This is a genomic window from Microbacterium paraoxydans, from assembly GCF_019056515.1.
Lineage (GTDB): Bacteria > Actinomycetota > Actinomycetes > Actinomycetales > Microbacteriaceae > Microbacterium.
The window spans coordinates 172,346-186,288 of the sequence record NZ_CP064873.1 but is presented as its reverse complement, the minus strand read 5'-3'; the positions used below and the strand labels follow the sequence as shown (position 1 = coordinate 186,288).

10 protein-coding genes are annotated in these 13,943 nt (G+C 71.4%); 5 read left to right on the top strand and 5 right to left on the bottom strand.

The genetic code is table 11. The features are described from left to right. Positions 1-13: 13 nt before the first annotated feature. From IZR02_RS00915 to IZR02_RS00905, 3 genes are all read right to left on the bottom strand, one after another. Positions 14-607 carry a DUF305 domain-containing protein gene (locus tag IZR02_RS00915; RefSeq protein WP_025104166.1) on the bottom strand — a complete coding sequence of 198 codons (594 nt, stop codon included), beginning with the start codon at positions 605-607 and terminating at the stop codon, positions 14-16. 66 nt (positions 608-673) lie between these two features. Beyond that, on the bottom strand, positions 674-1,063 hold the full coding sequence (locus IZR02_RS00910; protein WP_025104167.1) for a DUF6153 family protein: 390 nt from the start codon (positions 1,061-1,063) through the stop codon (positions 674-676). 44 nt (positions 1,064-1,107) lie between these two features. Beyond that, on the bottom strand, positions 1,108-1,662 hold the full coding sequence (locus IZR02_RS00905) for an ECF transporter S component (RefSeq protein ID WP_029989525.1): 555 nt from the start codon (positions 1,660-1,662) through the stop codon (positions 1,108-1,110). Between the two features lie 141 nt (positions 1,663-1,803). Between IZR02_RS00905 and IZR02_RS00900 the strand changes: the two genes are divergently transcribed. After that, positions 1,804-4,272 carry a helix-turn-helix transcriptional regulator gene (locus IZR02_RS00900; RefSeq protein WP_025104169.1) on the top strand — a complete coding sequence of 823 codons (2,469 nt, stop codon included), beginning with the start codon at positions 1,804-1,806 and terminating at the stop codon, positions 4,270-4,272. A gap of 50 nt (positions 4,273-4,322) precedes the next feature. On the opposite strand, the gene IZR02_RS00895 is transcribed toward IZR02_RS00900, so the two are convergent. After that, on the bottom strand, positions 4,323-9,521 hold the full coding sequence (locus IZR02_RS00895) for an isopeptide-forming domain-containing fimbrial protein (protein WP_217316540.1): 5,199 nt from the start codon (positions 9,519-9,521) through the stop codon (positions 4,323-4,325). Between the two features lie 443 nt (positions 9,522-9,964). On the opposite strand from IZR02_RS00895, the gene IZR02_RS00890 reads away from it, so the two are divergent. From IZR02_RS00890 to IZR02_RS00875, 4 genes are read left to right on the top strand one after another with little or no spacing between them, the layout of a single operon-like run. Continuing rightward, positions 9,965-10,315, top strand: coding sequence for a PadR family transcriptional regulator (locus IZR02_RS00890; protein WP_025104171.1), 351 nt, complete (start codon positions 9,965-9,967; stop codon positions 10,313-10,315). Between the two features lies 1 nt (position 10,316). Beyond that, entirely contained in the window at positions 10,317-10,688 is a 372-nt protein-coding gene (locus tag IZR02_RS00885; RefSeq protein WP_025104172.1) for a DUF1048 domain-containing protein, read from the top strand. After that, complete coding sequence (locus IZR02_RS00880) at positions 10,685-11,506, top strand: ABC transporter ATP-binding protein (protein WP_025104173.1); 822 nt, start codon at positions 10,685-10,687, stop codon at positions 11,504-11,506. Before IZR02_RS00885 ends, IZR02_RS00880 begins: the two co-directional genes overlap by 4 nt. Beyond that, complete coding sequence (locus IZR02_RS00875; protein ID WP_025104174.1) at positions 11,503-12,270, top strand: ABC transporter permease; 768 nt, start codon at positions 11,503-11,505, stop codon at positions 12,268-12,270. Before IZR02_RS00880 ends, IZR02_RS00875 begins: the two co-directional genes overlap by 4 nt. Before the next feature lie 135 nt (positions 12,271-12,405). Here IZR02_RS00875 and IZR02_RS00870 read toward each other — a convergent pair whose 3' ends face one another. Beyond that, entirely contained in the window at positions 12,406-13,908 is a 1,503-nt protein-coding gene (locus tag IZR02_RS00870) for a lipase maturation factor family protein (protein ID WP_025104175.1), read from the bottom strand. Positions 13,909-13,943 lie beyond the last annotated feature (35 nt).

Sequence of the window (13,943 nt, the reverse complement as noted above, 5' to 3'; positions counted from 1 at the left end):
GGCCGGGTGCCGATCAGAGCGTGGCGAGGATCTCCTTCATCTCCGCGATCTCGGCGGTCTGCGCATCGACGATGTCCTGCGCGAGGGCGACGGCGTCGGCGTTCTCGCCGTCCGCCACCTCCGCCTCGGCCATCGCGACCGCGCCCTCGTGGTGCGCGATCATCTGCTCCAGGAACAGCCGGGACGCCTCCGGGCCCGCCGCGGCCTCGAGCGCGGCGAGGTCGTCGTCGCTCATCATGCCGTCGCCGTGGTCCATCGCGGCCGGGTCACCGGCCTCGGCACCCCAGTCGTCGAGCCAGCCCTGCATCTTCTCGATCTCCGGACCCTGAGCGGCCGTGATCCGCTCCGCGAGGTCGGCGACCCGGGGGTCGACGTCGTCCTTCGCGAGCACGATGTCCGACATCTCGACGGCCTGCTCGTGATGGACGATCATCATGGACGCGAACATCGCATCGGCCTCGTTCGCGCCGGCCAGCGGAGCGTCCGAGGTGGAGTGCCCCATGCCGGAGTGGTCGGCCGGCCCCGCGGGTGCCGTCGAGGCGCATCCCGCGAGCGCGAGGGTTCCCGCCAGGACGAGGACAGCGGCGGCAGTGGTTCGATTGGTCATTTCTCTCTCATCTCTGTCTGTCGGAAGGGCGTCCGCGGTCGCGGCGCCCGGGCGCATCGGCGCCGATCAGGTCCGACTGATGCAGAGGACGTGGAGTGAGGGAGGACGAAGCGGGGCGGCGGCCGCGTCCACGAGCGAGCGGAGAGCGCGGAGCAGAGGTCCGGTCAGGAGAGCGCGAGAGGGGCGCAGCAGCAGGAGGAGTCCGCCGAGCAGGGCGAGGACGCAGGCCGCCCCGCCGTCGTGCGCAGGGTCATCCGGGACGACGGCCTCATCCGCTCCGCCCGCCTCATGCGCTGCCGACGCCGCAGGGTGCGCGGGGGCCGCGTGCCCCGCGACGGCATGCGCCCCCGGGGTGCCGTGGGTGTCGAGGGCGTGCATGCCGAGGAGGCCGAGGAGGACGCCGCCCACGAGGAGGACGGCGAGCAGCGCCCCCTGGAGCACGCGACGACCGACCATGTGCTCATGGTACCCCGTGGGGGTATGTCGACCGGCATGCCGGCTCAGCGGGCGACGCCAGCGCGCCGCAGCAGTCGGCGGACGGCGAGCACGACACCCGCCACCGCGAGCTCCCCCACCACCCGGCCCAACAGCGTGGCGACGAGCACCGGCGGAACGAGGTGCTCGGGCGAGAACACCGGGAGGGCGACGACGAAGAGCACCGCACCGGTAACGGCGCCGGCGAGCAGGACCCGGGCCGGGCGGACGGGGGCGTCCCGCCGGAACGGCAGCGCCAGGTCGAGGACCACGCCGCCGAGGACGAGCGGCACGACGCCGAGCAGCCCGATGGGCGACACCGCGACCGTCAGCACGCCGGTCACGAAGGCAGCCAGTGTCGCCATCCCCGGCACGCGGGTGACGACGCGCGCGAGGAACGGCAGCGCGGTGTGGACGCCCGCGACCACCGCGTACGCGGGAGGGGACGTGGCGGCCAGCACGCTCGTGATCGGCACGACGGCCAGGAAGACGAGGGCCTGGACCGCGCCGAGCGCGGCGCTCACGAGGAGGGCGCTGGTCGGCACGCGGCGGGAGGACACGGGGACTGTCGGACCACTCACCCCTCCGAGCCTAGAACCGCGGGCGGGTTGGATATCGTAGGGGTGGGGATGCGTACCTGGGGAGGGACGATGCCGGCTTTCGGCGCGCAAGGGGACAAGAGGTTGCCGCGGGTTTCCGCGCACGTCATCGGACGTCCGCGGGTGAACGCCGCGCTGGACGAGGGAGCTCCGCTCACACTGCTGCGCGGAGCCGCGGGCTCCGGGAAGACCACCGCCCTCGTGGGCTGGGCCTTCACCTCCCGCGACCGCGTCGTGTGGCTCACGGCCACGCCCGCGCTCGCGACGAGCGCGGCCCTCGCCGCCGCCCTGCTGCGGGTGCTGCGCAGCGCGGGCGAGGCCGTCGGCGGCCGTCATCCCGCCTCGGACGCCGGGGAGGGATGGCCAGCCGTCGCCCAGTACCTGTGCGATCACGAGGAGCCTCTCGTCCTCGTGCTCGACGACGCCGCCGCGCTCGACCGGGATGCGGTCTTCGACCTGTGCCGCACGGTCGCCGGCCCCCCGCACGTCCGCCTGATCGTCGCCACGAACCGCCCCAGCCCCTTCGACAGCGACGGCATCGGCCTCGTGATCGACACCGCGCTGATCTCTCCGGAGGACCTCGCTTTCGACACGGACGAGATCCGCCGCGCGCTCGACGTCGATGAGGACACCGCCCTCGCCGTGCGGGAGGCGACCGAGGGGTTCGCGGCGGTCATCCGCGCCGTCGCCCTCCGCGGCCGTGTCCCCGACGGCACGACGATCGTGGAGGTCGCGACCGCGGCGGTCGACGACTACCTCCGCAGCCGCATGGAGGAGGGCACGTTCGGCGCCGGCGTCCTCGAGGGCCTGATCCGGATCAGCATCACGGACACGGTCGATCTGCCGTTGGCGCAGGCTCTCAGCAGTGATCCGGACATCGGCGCCGCCCTCGACGAGGCCGAGGCGTTCGGCTTCGGGCGGTGGTCCACGGAATCCGGGCGCCGGACCTTCACGATCGCCGCGCCGGCTCGCGCCCTTCTGCGCCGCGACCTCCTGGAGCGCTTCCCGGCCGAGATCCGCCTGCTCCGACGCCTCGCGATCGAGGGTGCGCTGCGGCGCGACGCCCCCTTCGAGGGGCTCCGCCTGGCGATGGAGGAGGACGACCTCCACCTCGCCGCCCACGTCATCATGTCGGGCTGGAGCCACCTTCTGGATCACGACGGTCGCCGGGTCGTGGCGCTGCTGGGCGACCTGCCCCTCGCTCGGCTCAAGCAGGAGCCGCTGGTGGCGATGCTGCTGGGCATCTGCCTCAACGCCAACCGACTCCGACGGGTGCGCGGCCTGCAGCTGCTGCGGATGGCGATCTCCGCCGCGAACGCCCGGCGGAGCGCCCTCTCGCCGACGGAGCGCCTGTTCATCTGGACCGCGGAGAGCGCGGCGCTGCGGGTGGTCGGGATGCCCGAGCGGGCCGGGCAGGTCGCGGCCCGCGCGCTCGCGCTGTACACGGAGACCTCGGAGTCGCAGTGGGAGCAGTACGCGATCGAGATGCCGCTGCTCTGCACGCACCTCGGGATCTCGCTGTACTACGGCGGTCGCCGGGAGCAGGCCCTCCGCCTCTTCGCCGAGGCCGCCGCCCTCGCCGCGTCCCAGGGCACGGGAAACGCCTTCCACGCCGTGAGCCTGCTCAGCGGGATCCACGCCCTCAACGGCGACCTCCCGGAGGCGCGGCACTACGTCGAGATCATCCGGGACGGCTCGTGGGACCCCGCGCTGCTGGACGGGTACCGCGGCACGTTCTACCGCGTCGCGGAGGCGATGCTCGCGGTCGAGGAGGGCGACCTCGCTGCGGCCAAGCAGCACGTGCGCGCCTTCCTGCCGCACCGGGCGACGAGCGAGCACTGGACGACGATGGCGGCGGTAGAGGCGTGGATCGCGCTGCACGACGGCGAGGCCGCCGGCGGACTGGAGCGGCTGGAGTCGTTCGCCCGGATGCGCGGGCGCGAGGCCGGGTCGACGTCGGCGCGCCAGGCGCTGAGCCGCCCCCGGATCCTGCTGCACCTGGCGCTCGGCGATGTCCGTGCCGCGCGCGGCATCAAGCAGCGCGACGCCGGGACCGACCGCTTCGGCACCCTCCTGGAACGGGCCAGGATCGCCCTGATCGACGGTCGCGCTCCGGATGCGGTGCGGCTGCTCGCCGCGACGCGCCTCGAGCCGACGACCTCCCGCGAGCGCGCGGAGGCCGCCGCGGTGCACAGTGCGGCGCTCCACCGCGTCAGTCCCGCCGCTGCGCAGGCCGTGACCGAGGCGCTGCACGCTCAGCTCGCCGACCGGGACCTGCGCACTCCGCTGGCCCTGCTCGGTGCCGAGGACTTCGCCGCCGTCCGGGCCGACCTCGCTCCGGTCGGCGACCCGCCGCTGCCCACCCGCTCGGCGTTGCCGTCGTTCGCGGCGCGCCCGAAGCTCTCCTCGCGGGAGCAGGTGGTGCTGCACGCACTCACCACGGGGGCGCCGCTGCCCGAGATCGCCGCGGAGCTGCGGATCTCGCCGAACACCCTGAAGACGCAGCTCCGCAGCATCTACCGCAAGCTCGACGTGGCCAACCGCACGGAGGCGCTCGAACAGGCCGCCCGGCACGGACTCCTCCCGGGATGACGAAGGCCCCGCCCGTCGGAGACGACGGGCGGGGCCTTCTTCGGAAACCGCTAGCTCTGCATGCGGCGACGTCGCACCAGCAGCAGCACCGCGCCGCCGATCAGCAGGGCGATCGCGAGGCCGAGGATCCACGGTGCCAGCTGTCCGCCGGTGAGGGCGAGCGGCGTCAGCACCCGGTTCTCGGTCGTGCTCGTCGGCGGGGTGATCGTCTCCCCGCCCGGCGGCGTGGCCGAGGCGGTGGCCACGTTCCGCAGCGTCGCCCCCGCCGCGTCGGCGTGCACGGTCACCGCGTAGGTGATCACGACGCGCTCTCCTTCGGCGAGGCTGCCCGTCCAGCGCAGCGTCGTGCCGTCGATCGTCGGCGCGGCCACCACACGGTCACCCACCGTGGCGGTCGCCGTGCCGCGGAGGTCGGCATGCCGCAGCACTCCGGTCAGGTCGTCCGTGACGACGACCTCGTCCAGACCCGTCTCGCCGGTGTTGGTGCCGGTGAGCGTGTACGTCACGACGCTGCCCGTCGCGACGGCGGAGCCGGACGCGGGGTCGGACGACTTGACGAACGTGAAGCCCGGGGTGCCGACGGGGTTCTCCGTCGTCACCGGCGGCGGGGTCAGCTCGGCGCCGCCGGGAGGCGTGGCCGTGCCCTCGACGGTGTTCGCGATGATCGCACCGCCCGCGTCGCCGTGCACGGTCACCGAGTAGGTGATCGTGACACGCTGGCCGACCGCGAGGTCACCGGCCCAGGTGAGCTCGTCGTCCGCGACGACGGGCTCAGGCGCGGTGCCGTCGCTCAGGGTCGCCGTCGCGTCGCCGTTGTAGGCGGCGTGGGCGAGCACGCCCGACAGGTCGTCGAGGATGCGGACCGGAGTCAGCGCCGTCTCCCCCGTGTTCACGCCGGTCACCGTGTAGGTGACGACGCTGCCCGGGTCGACCCGGGTGCCGGACGCGGGATCGGCGGACTTGCGCAGCTCGAAGCCGGGCTTGTTCACGGGATTCTCGGTCGTCGCCGGCGGCGTCTCGATCGGCGGCACCCCACCCGGCGGGGTCGCCGAGCCGGAGGCCGAGTTCTCGAGGACGGCGCCGCCGGCCTCGGCGCGCACGGTCACCGAGTACGTGATCGTGACGCTCTCGCCGACCTGCAGCGCACCCGTCCAGGACAGCCGGTCCGCGGCCACCGTCGGCGCGGTCGTCGCCGTGCCGCCGATCGTCGCGGTCGCGTCGTCGTTGTACTCCGCGTGCGCCAGGACACCGGAGAGGTCGTCGGCGATGGTGACGGGGTCGAGAGCCGTCTCGCCCGTGTTCACACCGGTCACCGTGTAGGTGAGGACGGTGCCCGGGTCGACCGCCGTGCCCGCAGCCAGGTCGACGCTCTTCGAGACGGAGAATCCGGGCTCGTTGACCGGGTTGGTCGTGACACCGGGCGGCGGCGTGATCGTCGATCCTCCCGGCGGGGTCGCCGTCGCGGACGCCGCGTTCTCGATCACGGTGCCGACGCCGTCGGCGCTCACGGTCACGGAGTAGGTGACGGTCACGGTCTGGCCGACTGCGAGCGCTCCCGTCCACGACAGCTCGGTGCCGTCCAGGGTCGCGGGAGCCGCAGAAGCACCTGCGATGCTCGCCACGGCGTCCGCGTTGAACGTCGCGTACGGCAGCACACCGGACAGGTCGTCGGTGATCGTCACCGGGTCGAGCACCGTCTGGCCCGTGTTGGCCGCGGTCAGCGTGTAGGTGAGCACGTCACCCGGGTCGACAGCGGTACCGGCGGCGGGGTCGACGGTCTTGGCGAACGTGAAGCCGGGCTCGTTCACGGGGTGCTCCGTGCTCGACGGCGGCGGCGTGATCGGCGTGCCGGGAGTCGTGGGACTCTCGGGGTCGCTCGGGTCGGCGGGGATCAGCGGGGTCGCCTCTCCGGTGGCCGTGTTCGCGATGGTCTCGCCGCCGGCGGTGGCGTCGACGGTCACCGAGTAGGTGATCACGACGTCCTGGCCGGGACGCAGCACGCCGTTCCACGAGAGGGCGCCGTCGGCCACGCGGACGGCGCCGCGGGTGGCGGACACGTCGTCGTTGTACGACGCGTGGGCCAGCGCCGCGCGCAGGTCGTCGCCGATCTCGACGGGGTCGAGGACGGTGTCGCCCGTGTTGCGGCCGGTCACGGTGTACGTGATCACGCTGCCGGGGTCGACGCGCGTGCCCGACTCCGGGTCGGCCGTCTTGGTGACGGTGAACCCGGGGGTCGCGACGGGGTGCTCCGTCGTCGCCGGCGGGGTCTCGACCGGGGTGCCCGGCGTGGTCGGGCTCTCCGGGTCGGTCGGGTCGGTCGGGATCAGCGGGGTGCCCTCACCGGACACCGTGTTGCGGAGCAGCACGCCGGTCGCATCCTCGTCCACCGTCACCGTGTAGGTGATGTCGACGCGGTCGCCGGGAGCGAGCGTCCCGGTCCAGGTGAGCGTGGTGCCGGAGAGCGCGACGGATCCGGACGAGGCCTTCGCGTCGCCGCCGTACTCCGCGTTCGCGAGGACCGCCGAGAGGTCGTCGACGATGGTCGCGGGGTCGAGGACCGTGTTGCCGGTGTTGACGCCCGAGACCGTGTACGTGAGGGTGTCGCCCGCGCGGACGGCGGTGCCGGAGGCCGGGTCGGCCGACTTCGAGACCTCGAAGCCGGTGTCGACGACGGGGTGCTCCGTCTCCGCCGCGGGCGGGACGATCGGGGTCCCCGGGGTCTTCGCTCCGGAGGGGTCGGCGGGGTCGGTCGGGATCTGCGGCGTGGCCGATCCGGTGACGACGTTGTGCAGCAGGGCCTTCTCGACACCCGCATCCACCGTCACCGTGTAGCGGATCGTGACCGATTCCCCGCGCGGGATGGCCCCGGTCCAGGTGAGGGTGGCGTCGGCGACCCGCACGGAGCCGCGGTCGGCCGTGACGTCGTCGTTGTAGCCGGCGGAGCCGAGCACGCCCGACAGGTCGTCGACGATCTCCGCGGGATCGAGGTCGGTGTCGCCCGTGTTGGTGCCGATGATCGTGTAGGTGATCGTGTCGCCCGCCGACACGGCCGTGCCGGAGGCGGGGTCGGCCGACTTCGAGATCGTGAAGCCGGAGCCGATCACGGGGTGCTCGGTGGTGACCGTCGGCGGGACGATCGGCTCACCGGGAACCTGCGGCCCGGTCGGGTCGCCCGGGTTCGGGGTGGTCGGGGTGCCCGATCCGGTCACGCTGTTGCGCAGGATCTCGCCGGAGGTGTCGTCGCCCACGGTCACCGAGTACGTGATCGTCACGGTCTGTCCGGGCTGGAGCGTTCCGGTCCAGGCGAGGTCGTTGCCGGTCAGGGTCGCACCGCCCGTGGTCACGGTCGTGCCGCCGACCGTGGTCGTGATGTCGTCGTTGAACGCGGCGTTCGCGAGCACGCCGGAGAGGTCGTCGGTGACGGTCACCGGGTCGAGGACGGTCGCGCCGGTGTTCGTGCCGGTGACGGTGTACTCGATGGTCTGGCCCGGCTCCACCACGGTGCCTGCGGCGGGATCGGAGGTCTTCGCGACCTCGAAGCCGGCGACCGGGTGCTCGGTGGTGACGGCCGGTGGGGTCGTCGGGGGCAGGCCCCCGGGCGGGGTGCCGGATGCGGTGACGCGGTTGGCGATGCGCTCGCCCTCCACGCCCTCGTCGACGACGACGGAGTAGGTGATCGTGAGCACCTGCCCGGGCTCGAGGGCGCCGGTCCAGGACAGGTCGTCGCCCGTGACGGTGGCGGCGCCGGACGACACCGGGTCACCGTCGATCGCCGTCACCACGTCGCCCTGGTACTCGGCGTTGGCGAGCACACCCGACAGGTCGTCGGTCACGGTGACCGGGTCGAGGCGGGTGTTGCCGGTGTTCTCGGCCTGCACCGTGTAGGTCAGTCGCTGGCCGGCCTGCACCGCAGTGCCGTCGGCGGGGTCGGAGGTCTTGCGGAGAGCGAGGTCCGGCGCGAGGCGGACGTTCGTGTAGGTGCAGGTGACGTCGGTGCCGAGCGGCCCGGCCGGCTGGGTGACCTGCCCGTCCGCGGTGACGGCCACCGGGGTGGTCGAGCCGTCGGCGTTCACCTGCCGGCAGACGAGGGAGGCGTCGTACTTCGTGAGGTCGGTCGAGCCCGCCGCCGATTCGGAGAGCCGGAAGGTGTCGCCCTGATTCGTGAAGACGGGACCGGCGTAGTCCGGCTGCAGACCGGAGCGGTCGCCGCGGGTGACGGCGTCGGTCTGCGCGACCTGGTAACCGGCCGGGGACTGCACGCGAAGCCCGAACTGGTCCGTCGCGGCGTGACGGCCCTCGGGGAGGTCCTTCTTCAGCGTCAGCGTGTTCGGGAACGTGCAGCTCGCCATGTCGGTCGGCGAGAAGGTGCCCAGCTGGGTCGTGTTGACCGTCTCCCCGCGCGGCAGGTCGACCTCGATGATGCGGTTGCCGCCACCGGAGACCGAGACGAAGATGTGGCCGAGGTTTCCGAAGGCGATGCCGTTGCCCTGCACGCCGGCGCCCATGTCGTGCACCTGCTTGGCGTCGATCGTCGCGGTGCTGGGTTCGAGCGTGGCCGGGAGGTCGGAGGAGTAGATGAAGTTGTCGGCGACGAGCACGAGCTGACCGGAGGCGCTGAAGGCCATGTCGCCGTTGGCGCCGAACGCGCTGCTGCCCGTGGTCGGACGGAGGGTTCCGACCTGCGTGTAGGTCTGCGGCGTGACGTTCTCGTTCCACGCGTAGAGGTTGATGGCGCCGTTCACCGTGCCGCTGGCGAAGTAGTAAACGCCCGTCACGGGGTGCACGGCGCCGCGCAGCACCGAGGAGTTCAGCGTGAACGTCGTCTGCGCGGTCGTGTCGGTGACGCGGTCATGCTTGGCGAGCGTCTTGGTACCGGCGGCGTTGGTGACCGTGTAGGCGTACCGCCCGCTCGACGAGAGGCCGAGGGCGTTGTTCGAGTGGTTGGTGCCGAGGTTGATGGAGCTGAGCGTGCCGCCGTCGCCGGGGGCACCGCCCTGCTCGTTCACGGCGAACTCACGCACCTCGGTGGCGCTCTGCACGTACACCGCTCCCGGCGTGCACAGGAACGGCTCCGCCGCGGCGGCCGGTGCGGCGGTCAGCGTCCCGCCGACGACGATCATCGACGACGCGACGAGCGCCGTGCTCACGGCACCGCCGATCAGCCTCTTCGTCCGGCCCCGCCAGCGGCTGTGCCGCTCCGGCGGAAGGCCATCGGACGTGCGGTCCTTGCGGGCAACACGGAATCCCATGACTGCTCTCCCCATTCATCGCGTTCCGGCACGCATCCGCGCACACGGAAGCCCCCGCCCCCTCAGGCGACCGCCGAGCACCCTTTCGGGCAGGGTGGACTCGGTCCGGGCCTCCGCCAGCCTGCCGGTCCGCCGCGGAGCCCTCCGGCCGAAGCGGAGGAATTCACCCCTCGTTTTCACCCCGGGCGCACGCCGGAGGGCGCACCGGGATCCCGATGCGCCCTCCTCTTCTTTCTGCCGAGACCCCGGGTTGTCGTCGACACCCCGGGGTTTCTGCGTCTGTCGCCCGGGGTCTCGCCGCGTACCCGGGGTCTCGGCGGAAAAGAGGGATGAGAAAGTTCAGTATTCGGTGTTGCTAAGTACCGGTACTCAGTGTTACTTTGTACCGGTACCCAGCAACACTGAGTACCGAATGAAAGACACAGGAATGAGAGGAGGGGACGATGGGCAAGCAGATGACCGAGATGCTCAAGGGCACCCTGGAGGGCATCGTGCTGGCCCTCCTCGCCGAGCAGCCGGCCTACGGATACGAGATCACCACCCGGCTGCGCGAGCACGGCTTCACCGACACCGCCGAGGGCACCGTCTACGCCCTGCTGGTCAGGATCGAGCAGAAGAAGCTCGTCGACGTCGAGAAGGTGCCGAGCGAGAAGGGACCGCCCCGCAAGGTGTACACCCTCAACGCGCAGGGCCGCCAGGAGCTGGAGGAGTTCTGGACGACCTGGGACTTCCTCCGGACGCACATCGAACGACTCAACACGAACACCACGAACACCACGAACAAGGAGAACTGACATGGCCGCCAAGTGGATCGAAGCGCTCACCGGATCGCTCGAGCAGAAGAAGCAGTACAAGCAGGCGAAGGCGCGGATCGAGGCTCTGCCGGAGCCGTACCGCACGGTCGCCAACGCCCAGCACCGCTACACCATGTACTACGGGGGCATCACCGACGGAGACACGCTCGTGCAGATCTTCCTCGACCTCGCCGACCTGTGGGAGCGCGCCGCGATCGACGGCACCCCGATCGACGACATCATCGGCGACGACCCCGTGGAGTTCGCCGAGAACTACGCCGAGGCCTACGGCGGCACGCAGTGGGTCGACAAGGAGCGCGCGCGGCTGAACAAGGCGGTCGCGGAGGCGAGGAAGAAGGAGGACGAGTCATGACGACGCCAGCCCTCTCGGTGCACGGCATCGAGAAGTCGTACAAGGATCTGCACGTGCTGCGCGGCGTCGACTTCGACGTGGAGCGGGGATCGATCTTCGCCCTCCTCGGGTCGAACGGCGCGGGCAAGACCACCATGGTGCGCATCCTCTCCACGCTGCTCACGGCCGATGCGGGCACGGCGACGGTGCAGGGCATCGACGTCGCGGCGAACCCGGTCGGAGTGCGCGAGCGCATCAGCCTCACCGGACAGTTCGCCGCGGTCGACGAGATCCTCACCGGACGCGAGAACCTGGTGCTGGTCGCGAAGCTGCGGCATCTGCCCGACGCCGGCGCGGTGGCCGATCGGCTTCTCGCGCGCTTCCGGCTCACGGAGGCCGGGGGCCGCAAGGTCGGCACGTACTCCGGCGGGATGCGGCGACGGCTCGACATCGCGATGAGCCTGGTCGGCGACCCCGAGGTCATCTACCTCGACGAGCCGACCACGGGCCTCGACCCCGAGTCGCGCATCGAGGTGTGGGACGTCGTGAAGGAGCTCGCGGGCGGTGGCACGACCGTGCTGCTCACCACGCAGTATCTCGACGAGGCGGAGCAGCTGGCCGACCGCACCGCGATCCTGCACGAGGGCCGCATCATCGCGAACGACACGCTCGCCGGACTCAAGCGGCTGCTTCCGGCCGCGAAGGTCGAGTACGTCGAGAAGCAGCCCACGCTCGAGGAGATCTTCCTCACCCTCATCGGCCCCTCATCCCCTTCGACCCCTTCGACGAGCTCAGGGACCCAGGCAGGGACCCAGGTCCAGAGAGGAGATGCAGCATGACCACGCACTTCGCCGCCGACACGGCGACGCTCACCGGCCGCTCGATGCGGCACATCTTCCGCAGCCCCGACACGATCATCACCACCGCGGTCACCCCGATCGCTCTGATGCTCCTGTTCGTGTACGTCTTCGGCGGCGCGCTCCAGCAGAGCACCGGCGCCGAGAACTACGTGAACTACCTGCTGCCGGGCATCCTGCTCATCGCGATCGCGTCGGGCATCGCCTACACGGCGTTCCGGCTGTTCACCGATATGCAGAGCGGCATCTTCGAGCGGTTCCACTCCATGCCGATCGCCCGGTCGAGCGTGCTGTGGGCCCACGTGCTGACATCTCTCACGGCGAACGCCATCACCCTCGCGATCATCTTCGGGGTCGGGTTCCTCATGGGCTTCCGCACCGGCGCGAGCGTCTGGGCCTGGCTCGGAGTGATCGGCATCCTGATGCTGTTCACACTGGCACTCACGTGGCTGGCGATCATCGCGGGCCTGAACGCCAAGACGGTCGACGGCGCGAGCGCCTTCTCGTATCCGCTGATCTTCCTCCCCTTCATCAGCTCGGCGTTCGTGCCGACCGACACCATGCCGGCACCGGTGCAGTGGTTCGCCGAGAACCAGCCGGTGACCTCGATCGTCGACTCCATCCAGGCGTTGTTCGCGGGGGAGCCGGTCGGGTCCGACATCTGGGTCGCTCTCGCCTGGTGCGTCGGGATCCTCGTAGTCGCCTACGTGTTCGCGATCATCTCGTACCGGAAGAAGGTCAGCTGATCGACGCTCAGCGAGACGGAACGCTCCGACCGGGGACTCTCCCCGGCCGGGGCGTTTCGCCGCGCTCGGCGGCCGTTCGAATCGCCTGAATGGCTCCATCCGGCCCGGATTTGCCGCACAGTGCGCGACTCGAAGTCAGCGGAGGCCGACCGGACCGAGCACCACGCGGCGACCGGTCCGGACCCAGACGGCGCCGTCGGCACGGTGCTCGGCGCGGGTCGTGAAGCGGTAGCGGTACGTCACGGCGCGCACCCACCGCGGCCGCTCGCCGTGGAAGGGGTCCACGCGCAGCATCCGCAGCGTCGGGGCATCCGCCTCCAGCAGCCGCACGAGGAACACGGAGAACCAGTCGTCCAGCGAGTGCCCGAGCGGCAGGAACCACATCAGCCAGTCCAGCCGCAGGTGATACGGGGCGAACTGCCGCGGGATCCGCCGCACGTCCCCGGGCTTCCCGCGGAACTCGTACTCGCGCCAGTGCCGGCCCTCCTCATCGTCCGACCCCTCCACGACGATCTCGATCCGCTCCCGCGTGACCGTGCCGAAGGCTCCGTAGGCGTTGGCGAGCTGCCAGCGGTGGAAGCTCGCGTTCATGAGCTGTCGTCGCGCGAAGAGGTTGCGCACGGCGGGCACGCTCAGCACTACGAACAGCACGCCGACCGCCGAGGTCACCACGACCCACCACAGCGGCATGCCGGACACCGTCCACGGCAGCGAGGTCTCCGGCGTCCGCTCCGGAGCCCCGATGCCGGGGAGGCCGATCGCGGAGAACCCGAGCACGATCGTCGCCCAATTCAGCCACGCGAAGTTCCCGGTGAGCACGAGCCACAGCTGCGTCGCGATCACGATCCCGGCGGCGACGGCGCCGACCCACGCGACCCCTTCGACAAGCTCAGGGGCCCAGCCACCGCTGTCGGGGAGCCACAGCGACAGCAGCGGGGCGAAGAGGAAGAACGGCACCACGAGCTGCGCGACGTGGTTCCCGACGACCTCGAGCTTGTGGAACCACCGCGGCAGCAGATGCGCCTGGCGGCTCAGCGGCCCGGGCATCGGCTGGGTCTCGTGGTGGAAGGTCATCGCGGTGAGGTCGCGCCACTCCCGTCCGCCGCGGATCTTGATCATCCCGGCGCCGAACTCCAGCCGGAACAGCAGCCACCAAAACAGCACGATCACCACGGTCGGCGGCGGCTGGTCGTTCGAGCCGAGGAAGGCCGCGAGGAACCCCGCCTCCAGCAGCAGCATCTCCCACCCGAACGAGTAGAACGTCTGCCCGATGCTCACCACCGACATGTAGCCGAACCACAGGACGAGGAAGGCGAGCATCGGCACCCACGGTGGTCCGAGTTGCGGCACCCCGGCGATGAGCAGGGCGGCGATGACGATTCCCGCCCCGCACAGCGCGACCAGACGCCGGTCGGTGTAGCGAACGCGGGTGAAGAGCGTCGGGTGCAGCAGCTTCCGGCGCTCGCGCTTCTGCGCCACCCAGTCCAGCAGCACGGGCGCGGGCAGGAGTCCGTGCTCACCGAGGAGCGGACGGAACTGGTTGAGCGTCGAGACGAACGCGACGAGGTACAGCGCCGCGATGCCCCGCTGCAGGACCTCGCGGGCGAACCCGAAGTCGACCGCCGCGAACCCGTCCACGGCCACAGGCTACGCCGCGGCCGCCCTCCCGATGA

Bases quoted from the DNA above. Each gene is read 5' to 3' on its own strand.
- IZR02_RS00895 (WP_217316540.1), bottom strand. From the start codon at position 9,521: ATGGGATTCCGTGTTGCCCGCAAGGACCGCACGTCCGATGGCCTTCCG.
- IZR02_RS00910 (WP_025104167.1), bottom strand. From the start codon at position 1,063: ATGGTCGGTCGTCGCGTGCTCCAGGGGGCGCTGCTCGCCGTCCTCCTC.
- IZR02_RS00885 (WP_025104172.1), top strand. From the start codon at position 10,317: ATGGCCGCCAAGTGGATCGAAGCGCTCACCGGATCGCTCGAGCAGAAG.
- IZR02_RS00875 (WP_025104174.1), top strand. From the start codon at position 11,503: ATGACCACGCACTTCGCCGCCGACACGGCGACGCTCACCGGCCGCTCG.
- IZR02_RS00880 (WP_025104173.1), top strand. From the start codon at position 10,685: ATGACGACGCCAGCCCTCTCGGTGCACGGCATCGAGAAGTCGTACAAG.
- IZR02_RS00915 (WP_025104166.1), bottom strand. From the start codon at position 607: ATGACCAATCGAACCACTGCCGCCGCTGTCCTCGTCCTGGCGGGAACC.
- IZR02_RS00890 (WP_025104171.1), top strand. From the start codon at position 9,965: ATGGGCAAGCAGATGACCGAGATGCTCAAGGGCACCCTGGAGGGCATC.